General features: G+C 39.3%; 11 protein-coding genes. 4 read left to right on the top strand and 7 right to left on the bottom strand.

Annotated features, from left to right (window positions below):
• Positions 1-495: 495 nt before the first annotated feature.
• The 5 genes from crp to coaBC all read right to left on the bottom strand — a co-directional run bounded on the left by crp (position 496) and on the right by coaBC (position 3,809).
• Complete coding sequence (gene crp, locus HMPREF3020_RS07350) at positions 496-1,164, bottom strand: cAMP-activated global transcriptional regulator CRP (protein WP_049369445.1); 669 nt, start codon at positions 1,162-1,164, stop codon at positions 496-498.
• 16 nt (positions 1,165-1,180) lie between these two features.
• On the bottom strand, positions 1,181-1,399 hold the full coding sequence (locus HMPREF3020_RS07355; protein WP_005695554.1) for a YheU family protein: 219 nt from the start codon (positions 1,397-1,399) through the stop codon (positions 1,181-1,183).
• 21 nt (positions 1,400-1,420) lie between these two features.
• Positions 1,421-2,074 (bottom strand): nucleoid occlusion factor SlmA, encoded by a 654-nt coding sequence (gene slmA / locus HMPREF3020_RS07360; RefSeq protein ID WP_005698358.1) that lies wholly within the window; start codon positions 2,072-2,074, stop codon positions 1,421-1,423.
• A 3-nt stretch (positions 2,075-2,077) separates the two neighbouring features.
• Positions 2,078-2,533, bottom strand: a complete 456-nt coding sequence (dut, locus tag HMPREF3020_RS07365) for a dUTP diphosphatase (protein WP_005698440.1) — start codon at positions 2,531-2,533, stop codon at positions 2,078-2,080.
• Positions 2,534-2,606: 73 nt separating this feature from the next.
• Positions 2,607-3,809 carry a bifunctional phosphopantothenoylcysteine decarboxylase/phosphopantothenate--cysteine ligase CoaBC gene (coaBC, locus tag HMPREF3020_RS07370; RefSeq protein WP_070776059.1) on the bottom strand — a complete coding sequence of 401 codons (1,203 nt, stop codon included), beginning with the start codon at positions 3,807-3,809 and terminating at the stop codon, positions 2,607-2,609.
• 200 nt (positions 3,810-4,009) lie between these two features.
• On the opposite strand from coaBC, the gene radC reads away from it, so the two are divergent.
• The 4 genes from radC to mutM all read left to right on the top strand — a co-directional run bounded on the left by radC (position 4,010) and on the right by mutM (position 6,200).
• On the top strand, positions 4,010-4,675 hold the full coding sequence (radC, locus tag HMPREF3020_RS07375; RefSeq protein WP_070776060.1) for a RadC family protein: 666 nt from the start codon (positions 4,010-4,012) through the stop codon (positions 4,673-4,675).
• Positions 4,676-4,893: 218 nt separating this feature from the next.
• Positions 4,894-5,130, top strand: a complete 237-nt coding sequence (gene rpmB, locus HMPREF3020_RS07380) for a 50S ribosomal protein L28 (protein ID WP_005599762.1) — start codon at positions 4,894-4,896, stop codon at positions 5,128-5,130.
• A gap of 11 nt (positions 5,131-5,141) precedes the next feature.
• Complete coding sequence (gene rpmG / locus HMPREF3020_RS07385) at positions 5,142-5,312, top strand: 50S ribosomal protein L33 (protein WP_005613503.1); 171 nt, start codon at positions 5,142-5,144, stop codon at positions 5,310-5,312.
• A gap of 72 nt (positions 5,313-5,384) precedes the next feature.
• Positions 5,385-6,200, top strand: coding sequence for a DNA-formamidopyrimidine glycosylase (mutM, locus tag HMPREF3020_RS07390; protein ID WP_065243867.1), 816 nt, complete (start codon positions 5,385-5,387; stop codon positions 6,198-6,200).
• A 20-nt stretch (positions 6,201-6,220) separates the two neighbouring features.
• Here the strand turns inward: mutM and HMPREF3020_RS07395 are convergent, their stop codons facing one another.
• Both HMPREF3020_RS07395 and HMPREF3020_RS09375 read right to left on the bottom strand, forming a co-directional pair.
• Complete coding sequence (locus HMPREF3020_RS07395) at positions 6,221-6,940, bottom strand: DUF554 domain-containing protein (RefSeq protein WP_070776061.1); 720 nt, start codon at positions 6,938-6,940, stop codon at positions 6,221-6,223.
• A 113-nt stretch (positions 6,941-7,053) separates the two neighbouring features.
• Entirely contained in the window at positions 7,054-11,718 is a 4,665-nt protein-coding gene (locus HMPREF3020_RS09375; protein WP_083315446.1) for a YadA-like family protein, read from the bottom strand.
• Positions 11,719-12,048 lie beyond the last annotated feature (330 nt).

Genomic DNA, 12,048 nt, shown 5'->3' on the forward strand with positions numbered 1-12,048 from the left:
ATACCGACTCAGAAATGGGTCGGTATTTTTTTGCCAAAAATAAAGTAAAAAATGACCGCTCTTTAACTAAGAATTTCTCGTTTGAAGTGATTTTGATGAATGTTTGAAAATTGAAGATTGTTTTGAAGGGTGGTGGAACTAAGCAGAATTGGTCTTAACAGCAAGTGGCTTACTGCATCGCATCCCTGCGGGATTTCTACCTAGCCCACCATAGATTTAAAGCATCTCTGGGGTTCCAGTCTGCGATATAAAATTAAAAGATTAAGTATCTTTTAAAAGCCACTTATTATATTCAGGAGACCAATCCTGACTTCCAAACAAACCACGTTGGAAGGCAGTGTTATGATAGAAGTCTTCCACAACTTTGTCAATTAAGATATTGCACTAAAAGAAGTATTTTTTCGCTTTTCGTATAAAAATTAACAAAGACATTTCAACTATCACATCAATGTAACAAAAACAAAATAACCGTCTGATTAGAGACGGTTATTTTTGCTATCTTGTGCCATAAACCACAATGGTTTTGCCGTGTGCATGAATGAGATTTTGATCTTCCAGCATCTTAATGATTCGCCCTACGGTTTCACGTGAACAGCCCACCATTTGACCGATTTCCTGACGCGTAATTTTAATCTGCATACCATCAGGATGTGTCATGGCTTCAGGTTGTTTTGCTAAATGCATAAGCGCCTGAGCAATACGGCCTGCCACATCCAAAAAGGCCAAGTTAGTCACTTGTCGAGATGTATTCTGCAAGCGTTTTGATAATTGAGAAGTAAGGAACATTAAAATCTCAGGATTAATTTGAATAAGCTGACGATATTTTTTATAGGAAATTTCTGCAATTTCACAAGGGGTTTTCGTTTTCACCCAAGCAGAACGTTTCGAGCCTTCATCAAATAAACCGGCTTCACCAAAAAATTGTCCAGCACCTAAATAAGATAAAATCATCTCTTTGCCTTCATCATCTTTCGATGAAACCATCACGGTTCCTTTAATTAAGAAATATAAAATATTGGCATCTTCCCCTGCATGAATTAAGGTCGATTTTGCCGGGTATTTATGTAAATGGCAGTGTGTTAGGAACCAATCCAGAGCAGGATCACGCTGCTGATCATCGTCCTGCGGCTTTTGTTCTTCTAATAATTCTACATTTTCTGACATATAAGCTCCTATTGATTTATTTTAGAAATTCCATTTTATCTTTTATATCAATGGATTCATGTAACTCAGACCAAACAATCACTGCACTTCCATTGTGAATCTTGTTTAGTAGGTGTTGTTTTTTTTGTTCTAAAGAAAATTCATGTGAACCATAATCAGTACCTTCTCTAAGTACCACACTTTCCACAATATTTTCTAAGGTTTCTGTTGGCAATTCTTGCCACGGAATAATCATATATTTATCAACTAAAGTCAATTAAGCAAAAAGCGGTTCAAGAAAACGCCATTGCTGTTCAAAACTTTGATTAGCACCTAAACGGAAGTTTGTACGAACATAACGCATAAACTGCCCTTCACAAAGGGTTACTAAATGCCCTGCAATAATGCGTTCATCGACGTTAAAACCACGCCCTTCGCGTAATTTTCGCATTTGTAAAATATTCACAAATTGCATTTCAAGACGATCGAAAAATTGAGCGACACGAGCCTGTAAAAGCGGCTCTTCAAACATCAATGCATGTCCGGTCAAAATACGTGTCAAACCAGGGTTTTTACGCGCAAAGTCGAGGATCATCTGCATAATGTCACGTACACGATTCATCGTATTGGTTTCATTACGAATTGATGTGGTGATACGGCTAAATAAATTCGCTTCAATATTATCGATCAACGCTTCAAACATTTTAGTTTTACTTGGGAAGTAACGATAAAGTGCCGCTTCTGACACCCCTACTTCTTCCGCTAAACGCGCTGTTGTCATACGCTCCATTCCGCGTTCAGAATGCAGCATATGCGTAAGCACCGTCAATACTTGTTGCCGACGTTCTTTCACCGTGCGTTTTTCGATTTTTGGCGGTTTGATTTCCGCGGCAATCTCATCAACTTCTACCAGAGATAATTGTTCTACCATAGTCTATTTTTTACCTGAATGACCAAAACCGCCCTCACCGCGTTCAGTTTCGGTAAATTCACTAACAATATTGAATTCAGCTTGTACTACTGGTACAAACACTAATTGTGCAATACGATCGCCGACTTCAATTTTGAACGGTTCATGGCCACGATTCCATACAGACACCATTAATGGACCTTGGTAATCTGAGTCAATTAAGCCCACTAAGTTACCTAAAACGATACCATGTTTATGACCTAAGCCAGAACGAGGCAAAATCACCGCTGCAAGATTTGGATCGGCAATATAAATTGAAAGGCCTGTTGGAATAAGTTTAGTTTCGCCTGGTTGAATTTCAATGCCCTCTTCAAGCAATGCACGTAAATCCAAACCTGCTGAACCTTCGGTTGCATAGGTTGGTAAAGGAAATTCATTGCCAATACGGCTATCTAAAATTTTTACATCAATTTTTTTCATGCTTATTTATCCTTTAAAAGAAATCTTAAATACAAAAGTGCGGTCACAAAATACAGCGAATTTTGAACGTATTTTATTTGTGATAATGTTCAACAATTTCTGTGACTAACACTTCTGCCAATTTATTTTTGTCAGCCAACGGCAACGATTTTTCGCCTGTTTTCCAAAAGATCTGCAAGGAATTTTGATCTTGTCCGAATACTTGCCCACCCGATACATCATTGGCACAAATCATATCTAAATTTTTACGTTGAAGTTTGCTCTTCGCATATTCAGCAACATTTTGTGTTTCAGCTGCAAAGCCCACAACAAATGGACGATTTTTTTCTAAACTTGCCACACTTGCGATAATGTCTGGATTCTTCACCAATTTAAGGGAAAGCTCATCGTTATCATTGGTTTTCTTAATTTTTTGCTCGGCAACTTCCGCAACTCGATAATCAGCTACTGCGGCACAGCCAATAAAAATACGATTTTTGACCGCACTTTCAAGGGAGGCTTGCCACATTTCATGGGCGGTTGTCACATCAATACGATGAACATTTTTCGGCGTAGCCAAATTAACAGGTCCCGCAATTAAGGTGACATTTGCCCCACGTTTTGCAAAGGCCTCGGCAATCGCAAAGCCCATTTTGCCCGAGCTGTGATTAGAAATATAACGAACAGGATCGATAGCTTCACGTGTCGGTCCTGCTGTAATAGCGACACTTAAATCAGCTAAATCTTGGTAAACAGCAAAAAGTGATTGAAGCGATTCAAAAATTTCAGCAGGTTCAGACATTCTCCCTGCGCCCACATCGCCACAAGCTTGAAAACCACTATTTGGTCCAACAAAATTAACACCTCGCGCAGAAAGGGCGGTTAAATTTTGTTGTGTAATAGCCTGACGGTACATTTGCTGATTCATAGCCGGTGCGAGCAAAATAGGCGCACTTGTCGCAAGACAAATCGTGCTAAGTAAATCATTTGCCATTCCAACAGTTAAACGCGCAATAAAATCGGCACTAGCTGGTGCAATCACAATCGCATCAGCCCATTTGGCCAGCTCAATATGCCCCATGGCTAATTCGGCTTGAGGATCAAGTAAAGATTGAGAAACCGCATTGCCTGAAATGGCTTGTAACGTTAAAGGGGTGACAAATTCAGCGGCAGCAGGTGTTAAAGCGACTCGAACTTCTGCGTTAGATTTGCGTAATAAACGAATAAACTCAATGGTTTTATAGGCGGCTATGCCCCCTGTAATCCCGACAACAATACGCTTTCCGCTCAAGCTCATTTGCTACTCCGCTACGACTTAATAGAATGGATATGTTTTGTGTGTTAGTACTTAACAACTTAAGATCGCCTATTTTACTTCAAATTTCACCAATAAAAAATTTTATTTTTGCGATCGCTATACCAAAAACAAAACTGATTTCTCGCAAAGATTGAAAACATCATGAAAATTGACCGCACTTTTTCTTTTCATTAATTAATATGCAGACAAACTCTTCTTTAATGCCTCGTGAAAAACTGTTGAAATATGGCGTTGAAGCCCTAGAGGATCACGAACTACTCGCTATTTTCTTACGTACAGGGATTAAAGGCTGCCCTGTCATGGAATTATCACATAGCGTGCTGCAACATTTTGGATCCCTTCGAGCCTTATTAAGTGCTGATAAAGAAGCCTTTTGCAAAGTAAAAGGATTAGGCATTACGCAGTTTATTCAACTACAAGCCACCACAGAAATGACCAAACGCTATCTCAAACAAGAATTACTGATAGAGCATGTATTTAGCGACACATCTACGGTAAAGCTTTATCTTCAAGCGGAGCTTCATCACGAAGAACGTGAAATTTTCATGGTGTTATTTCTAGATAATCAACATCGTTTGATTAAAAAAGAGCGGTTATTTTTAGGCACAATTAATGTAACGAATGTTTATCCACGAGAAATCATCAAAGAAAGCCTTTACTGCAATGCAGCCGCCTTAATTTTGGCTCACAACCACCCTTCTGGCCTAGCAGAACCTAGCTATTCCGACAAAATGATCACACAAAAAATTATTGAAGCTGCTGAGTTAATGGACATTCGTATTTTGGATCATTTTATTGTCGGCAAAGGGACTTGTTATTCTTTTGCAGAACATAATCTGTTATAGTTTTAGGGAATTTGATGATTTTTTTATCGTTCATTTCCATTTAAAGACGGAAAAATCGCTTTTGGACTTGAGAAATGAAAATAAAGTCAGTATAATTTGCGACCTTTAATATAGTAAGTGGGTCGGATACTGCGACCTGACGAGGAAGCAAGCTTAGTTTTAAGCTTCATTATCCGAACCATAAGCTCGAGCTTATATTTAAATTATTGGAGATTATTATGTCTAGAGTTTGTCAAGTAACAGGCAAGCGTCCAGCTGTGGGTAACAACCGCTCACACGCGTTGAATGCGACACGTCGTCGTTTTCTTCCAAACCTTCACACTCACCGTTTCTGGGTTGAAAGTGAAAACCGTTTCGTGACCTTACGTTTAACTGCGAAAGGTATGCGTATTATCGATAAAAAAGGCATTGATGCAGTGTTAGCTGAAATCCGTGCTCGTGGCGAAAAAATCTAAGGAGCTAAAACATGGCAGCTAAAGGCGCTCGTGAGAAAATCCGTTTAGTTTCTACAGCAGAGACTGGTCACTTCTACACAACTGATAAAAACAAACGTAATATGCCTGAAAAAATGGAAATCAAAAAATTTGATCCAGTAGTGCGTAAACACGTTATCTATAAAGAAGCAAAAATCAAATAATTTTGCTGATTTGAAAAAAGCCCGACATTGTTCGGGTTTTTTTATACCACAAATTCATTACCGAGATTATCTATGCCTGAACTTCCTGAAGTCGAAACTGCCCTGCGTGGTGTCAGCCCTTATTTGAAAGGTTTTACCATTGAAAAAATTGTAGTGCGCCAACCACAATTACGCTGGGTTGTCTCTCCTGAATTAACAACGCTCAAAAACGTCAAAATTTTAGATACTTCTCGCCGTGCGAAATACCTCATTATTCATACTGAAAAAGGTTATATCATTGGTCATTTAGGCATGTCTGGCTCTGTTCGAATTGTGCCGCACGATAGCCCCATTGATAAACACGATCACCTTGATATTGTAATGAATAATGGCAAATTACTGCGTTATAACGACCCGAGACGCTTCGGTGCATGGTTATGGACGGAAAGCTTAGGTGACTTTCATCTTTTTCTAAAACTTGGTCCAGAACCACTTTCTGATGAATTTAATGCGGAATACCTTTTTAAAAAATCACGCAAGAAATCGACCGCACTTAAAACCTTTTTAATGGATAATGCTGTCGTCGTAGGTGTAGGAAATATTTATGCCAATGAAACACTCTTTTTATGTGGTTTACATCCAATGAAATTAGCCGAAAATCTCACGCGGAACCAATGTGCCTTACTCGTTGAAACGATTAAAAACGTATTAGCGAAAGCCATTACACAAGGTGGAACAACATTAAAAGATTTCTTACAACCCGATGGTCGCCCTGGTTATTTTGCGCAGGAATTGTTAGTTTATGGAAACAAAGATAAGCCTTGTCCTAAATGTGGCACTAAGATTGAAAGCATGATTATTGGGCAACGCAATAGCTTTTATTGCCCTCATTGTCAGAAAAAGAAATAGGCGTTATACACGCCTATTTTTTAGAAAAAGGTACTCCAGAAATGAGAAATCGGCATAGCGAGGAAAAGAGCCGGCAGCATATTTGCCACATGGAACATTTGGATATTACAAATGCGAAAGCCCGCCGCTATCATTAGCATACCGCCTACCGCAGCAAAATCACCTCGCATTTCAGGTGTCACAAAAGGCATAATAAACACCGCAGAATAAGCTAAAATCACTTGAACCAATGTTTGTGGCACAAAAATACTTGCCACAGAAATGCCAAGAGATGTAGCAAAGATCATCGCGGTGAAAAAATCTAAAAAGGATTTCACAATGAGGATATCAAAATTACCACTCATCCCCTCATTCATCGCCCCGAAAATCCCCGTTCCACTAAATGAAAATAAAACTACAATCGCTACAAATTTAGATAAGAACTCTTCTTGGCTATTCATGCTACTTGGCTTATCAGGGAACATTTTTTCAACAAGGCCTTTGGCTGATGATGCCAGTTTATTGATCCCCTGTTCCAATAAAAGCAACTCGCCAATTATCGTCCCTAATAACAGCGATAAAATCATTGCCGGCATATTGGTAGTTTTCGCCACCATCACAATACCCATACCCATGGAACACAAACCAAAGATTAAGGTTAAATTAGTGCGTAAACGCTCTGGAATGCGCCCACCGAGCACCGCACCGATAACTGCACCACTGATAATCGCTAGTGCGTTGATATAAGGTCCGATAATCATATTCTTCTCCGAGTTGACTCACCCTATTATACGAAAAACGCGATGAAAATCGACCGCACTTTTGGCAATAAAAAAGGCATGGTTTCCCATGCCTTTTATTTATTAACAATAAATTACCAGTGGTAACCTGCACCAACTGCTACACCCACTTTACCTTGTGTATCGCTAGTACCTGCTAAACGAATAATGATTTTACCATTATCTGAAATACGTGACATACCTAATGCCACTGCATTTTGACCTTGATAATTACCCGCTGCCACAGACACCATGCTCTTACCTGGAATGTAAGCTTGTGGTAATTGAGACGCTGCTAACGCGCTTGCTGTACCTGCATTTACACGTTTACCTAACTTGTTCACTTGACCATTTAACTTATTGATCTTGTTATTCATGTCAGCTTTTACTTCGTGTAATTGGCTGCCGTTTACCGCATCAGTACTGTCTGCTGCAATGCGCCCTGGTGCAACATTGGTAATTTGTTTATTACCTGCATCAATACCATTTTTAGTCATGCTTGGACCATTTTTAATGGTTACGCCATTGCCATCAATCACAGTATCACCCGCAGTGAATTTGTTTGCAGTTACACTTTCCACTTTAAGGTTTTTCTTGATACCTACACGAAGATTACCGCTCTTATCAATGTTTGTCATCACATTATCGCCACCATCAAACTCACTCCAGTTTGTGTTGCTATCTGCGCCTTTCACATTGATTTGGCTATTTAATTTCGCACCGTAAACATCACCTACGTTTGCGCCAAATTTTAAGCCATCGCTTAATGTTGCGATAGTTTCACCACCAAAGTTCATACGATTTGGTGTTTTACCATCAAGATTTGGTGCTGCATCTTTACCACTTACTACTGTAATTGGCGTTGAGTTATCACCTTCACCAAGATTAATTGTTGTGGTATTAACCGTTGTGGCATTCACCGCTCCGGCTTCTAAATCTTTCGTAGTAGAGATAGTGAAATTCATGCCATCTTGCTTAATTTTGATATTTTGTCCTGCGATATAAGTCACGGTATTACCTGGGCTTACCTTTTGAACAGTTTCACCTTCAGCTTCACCACCGTCTTTATTCACAGTGACATTCCAACCAGAATTATTGATTGCATTTGCAACTGTGGTTGCATTCACCAATTTAGAGCCATCTACAGGTGTATCAATTTTTCCTGTTGTATTAGGTTTTAAATCAGTGGTCGCTACAGCATTATAAAGTTGGCTACCGTTTATTGCATCTTTGCTATCTTTAGATACATCGCCATCTCCAACATTGCTAATTTTCTTACCTGCAGCGTCAATACCTGATTTGGTTATACTTGGCCCACCAGCAATAGTTAATCCATCAGTATTAATGGTTGTATCGCCAGCTTTTACGCTATCAACTTTGATATCCTTAGCTAATTTAATTTCTAACTTATCAGTGCCATCTGCTACCACACCAATGTTACCATCGGAAAGTTTAGTCGTGTCCGTTTCACCACCAACTAGGTTAACTGTTTCACCTAATTTACGCTCTACATTGTTTCCAGTATCACCAGCAAAAGTAAGTGGACTAAATGCTTGTTTCGCAGTTTGATTAATCGCCTCATTAACGTTATTTACTACGTTACCATCTACTTTAATTGGTGCGTTAGTCACGGTAACATCACCTGCTTTCAAACCATCTTTATCAATTTTGGTATCGCCCGCAGTGACACTATCAACCTTGATATCTTTCGATAAAGCAATCTTAACTTTACCTTCTTCAACCTTGGTGCTGATATTTTTATCTGCGCCAACAACCTCAACCGTTTCACCTAATGGTTTCTTCACAGAATTACCATCTTGAGCAGTTAATCCAAAGCCTTTTGTGGTGAGGTTATTAATTGTTTGATAAAGTTGGCTACCGTTTACTGCATCTTGTGATGTTTCATTTACATCACCTGCTGCTACGTTGCTAATTTTCTTGCCAGCAGCATCAATACCAGATTTTGTTACACTTGGACCATCTTTAATATTCAAGCCATCTGTATTTAAAACAGTATCACCAACTGTTACATTACCTGCAGCATTAACATTAGTAACATTAATCGTTTCATTTAAATTAAACGTCACATTATCATCTGCTGCATTTTTGGTAATTTTAATATTGCCATCGGTGTTATTCAAATCAACCGTTTCACCAGGTGCTACATTACTACTATTTTCTCCATTAGCAGTTAAATTCCAGCCTTTATTAGCTACTTTTTCCACATCTTTTAATTGTGAAAAATTCACAGCATCTTTGTCATCGGTACCCGCTTCAACATTAGTAATTTTATTACCCGCAGCATCAATGCCAGATTTAGTAACACTTGGTCCACCGACAATTTTTAAACCATCAGTATTAATGGTTGTATCACCAGCTTTTACGCTATCAACTTTGATATCCTTAGCTAATTTGATTTCTAACTTATCAGTACCATCTGCCACTACGCCAATGTTACCATCAGAAAGTTTAGTCTCATCAGTTACACCACCAACTAAGTTAACTTTTTCACCTAATTTACGCTCTACATCCTTTCCTGCATCACCAGCAAAGGTTAATGGCATGTTACGTACGTTATTAATTGCGCTAGTCACGTCGCCTGCAGTTGCTAGATTGCTTGGATTCGCTGCAGTTGCATTGCCTTCTGCATCAGTAGTGATAGTTGTTGTGTTGACATCAAATTTCACAATTGTGCCATTATCCGCATCAGTTACATTTACAGTGGTTAAATTACCATCTTTAAAGTTCACAAAACCATTGTTATTGATACGTGATTTAGAAGTACCATTTTGTTGTACGTTAAAGCCACTATAAGTTAATACGGTATAAAGCTGTGAACCATTAATTGCATCAGTTGAATTAGCAGTAACACGACCTGCACCAACATTTTGAATTTGACGTTCAAAACCTTCTTTACCGACAGAAACAGCACCAAGCGAATTATTAGCTAGACCTGCTTTAAACTGTTTATTTTCACTCACGCCATTATCATTTTTGAAAGCGGCTTCATGGGCGGTTTCACCGAAAACATTGCCACCTGCAACGCTATCTTTACCTAGTGCAACTGAATTTTGCACCGTTGCATTAGCTGATGAACCAATCGCTACACCATCAGCTGCCGAGCCAGCTGCGCCCTTACCGATAGCAATAGATGCTTGTGCAGAAGCATTAGCATTATTACCTACAGCAATACCATAAATACCACTAACATTTGCATTCGCCCCCGTAGCAACGCCTGCATAAGCAGAAGAGGCAGTATGGCCAATGGCTACGCCTAACTCTTTAGCATCTGTATTAGAACCTAGTGCTGTCGAGTTAGTAACGGCTTTGGCATTAGTACCAACAGCCGTAGCATTACCACCATTTGCATGGCTTGAATAACCAATTGCCGTAGAGTTTGAATACTCACTATTAGCTTTGTGACCTAATGAAACACCATTTTCTGCTGTTGTTTTAGCATCTGTACCAATCGCAACTGCATTTTTACCTCTATCAGATGCATTGGCATTTAAGCCCATAGTAATCGAGGCTTCTGTAATAGTGCTCGCATTTGGACCAATAGCAATCGCATTAACTCCAGATGCACCAGTATTATTCTGGTTACCTGTTACATTTGATTTAACCGAGAAATAATGAATTTTTTCAAGTTCTGCCATCGCAGCATAAAGCTGAGAACCATTGATTGCATCAGTTGAGTTTGCAGAAATATCACCTGGTGATAAGTTGATGAGTTGACGTTCATAGCCTTTTTTACCGATAGAAACAACGTCCCCTGCGATAGTATTTGCACCACCAGCCCAAGTATAAGTTGTCCCTAAAATAGTACGAGTAGTATAGGCAACCCCCGCTTTATCCGTCGCAGAACCGCCACCAATCGCAACAGAGTTTGCAAACGATGCATTAGCTCCAGTACCAACAGCGACAGCATTCGTTTTTTGAGCTGCAGCCAATGAACCTAATGCTAATGAAAGATCCCCAGATTTTGTTTTTGTTCCTAATGATACAGCAGCCTCACCAGCAATCGTATTCATCCAACGGGGAGTTTGAAGATCCCCTCCAGTTAAATCTTTAAATGCTTGTTGAACCGTTCCCGTTTTATCTTGGCCATTAGTATTGATATAAGTCGTTTGTGTAGCCGCTGCTTTATCAGTATCATCCCCACCAATCGCAACTGATGCATTACCATAAGAAATAACATTACCGCCAATCGCAATTGATTGATCGCCTCGAGCCCATGCACCCTCAGTAATAGAATTACCACCAAATGTAGCTGCTTTATCAGCTCTAATGCCAGCTCCAATAGCAATAGACTGGTTTACTCGTACAACAGAAGTGCTATCACCAACTTGAGCATTTTGACCGATGAGAATATTACGACTACCCGTTGTTCCACCATAATTTCCTGTGCCATCACCAATCAGCACACTATTGTCATAACGACCATTTACGCCATAACCAATAGCGGTAGTACTTCCACCGCTTGCTGATGTGGCACTGTTCCCAACCGCAATACTAAAAGGATGTACATTTGTAGGCGCATTGCTTCCATCCCCCACAATCACGTTCGCTTGCGCCGGCATCATCACTGCAGATAAAGAAAGTGCAAATGCTGAAAGTTTAAAAAGAGAAAACAAACGTGTTTCGCTTGCTACACGTTCTTCTGAGTTTGAAGAGGCTTTTACTGCCCCTTTCGCTAATTCTGATGTCACGACAAAAGATTGTGTCGTTTTGTTCCAAATAATCTTAAATACTTTGTTCATAAAAAAGTTCTCCCAAGTTAAATAGATTTAGGTATTCATCACATCCCAACAAACAATAGAACAAGCTGGGTAAAATAAGGTTCTGGGAGTATAGCTGACTCATCTATAAGATCAAGAAAATGATCGCTTTTTATACCATTTTTCACAAGAAATTTACATTTTCTATGCAAGGTATCGTTTGCGTAAAAAGAATGCTCATTAAAATTAGGTCAAAGTCAGTAATAATGAGCATGGAATCGTCTTTATATAAGTCAAAAACAATGTAAAAGTTGACCGCACTTTTTTCTCTTAATATGCAACTCACCTACCACTTCCCTAACCCCCCTTATA

It is taken from the genome of Haemophilus sp. HMSC068C11 (genome assembly GCF_001815355.1).
Classification (GTDB): Bacteria; Pseudomonadota; Gammaproteobacteria; order Enterobacterales; family Pasteurellaceae; genus Haemophilus_D.

What these genes read in the sequence shown, in the direction of transcription:
- crp (WP_049369445.1), bottom strand. Translation starts at nt 1,164, where the DNA reads ATGTCAGAAAATGTAGAATTATTAGAAGAACAAAAGCCGCAGGACGAT.
- HMPREF3020_RS07355 (WP_005695554.1), bottom strand. Translation starts at nt 1,399, where the DNA reads ATGATTATTCCGTGGCAAGAATTGCCAACAGAAACCTTAGAAAATATT.
- slmA (WP_005698358.1), bottom strand. Translation starts at nt 2,074, where the DNA reads ATGGTAGAACAATTATCTCTGGTAGAAGTTGATGAGATTGCCGCGGAA.
- dut (WP_005698440.1), bottom strand. Translation starts at nt 2,533, where the DNA reads ATGAAAAAAATTGATGTAAAAATTTTAGATAGCCGTATTGGCAATGAA.
- coaBC (WP_070776059.1), bottom strand. Translation starts at nt 3,809, where the DNA reads ATGAGCTTGAGCGGAAAGCGTATTGTTGTCGGGATTACAGGGGGCATA.
- radC (WP_070776060.1), top strand. Translation starts at nt 4,010, where the DNA reads ATGCAGACAAACTCTTCTTTAATGCCTCGTGAAAAACTGTTGAAATAT.
- rpmB (WP_005599762.1), top strand. Translation starts at nt 4,894, where the DNA reads ATGTCTAGAGTTTGTCAAGTAACAGGCAAGCGTCCAGCTGTGGGTAAC.
- rpmG (WP_005613503.1), top strand. Translation starts at nt 5,142, where the DNA reads ATGGCAGCTAAAGGCGCTCGTGAGAAAATCCGTTTAGTTTCTACAGCA.
- mutM (WP_065243867.1), top strand. Translation starts at nt 5,385, where the DNA reads ATGCCTGAACTTCCTGAAGTCGAAACTGCCCTGCGTGGTGTCAGCCCT.
- HMPREF3020_RS07395 (WP_070776061.1), bottom strand. Translation starts at nt 6,940, where the DNA reads ATGATTATCGGACCTTATATCAACGCACTAGCGATTATCAGTGGTGCA.
- HMPREF3020_RS09375 (WP_083315446.1), bottom strand. Translation starts at nt 11,718, where the DNA reads ATGAACAAAGTATTTAAGATTATTTGGAACAAAACGACACAATCTTTT.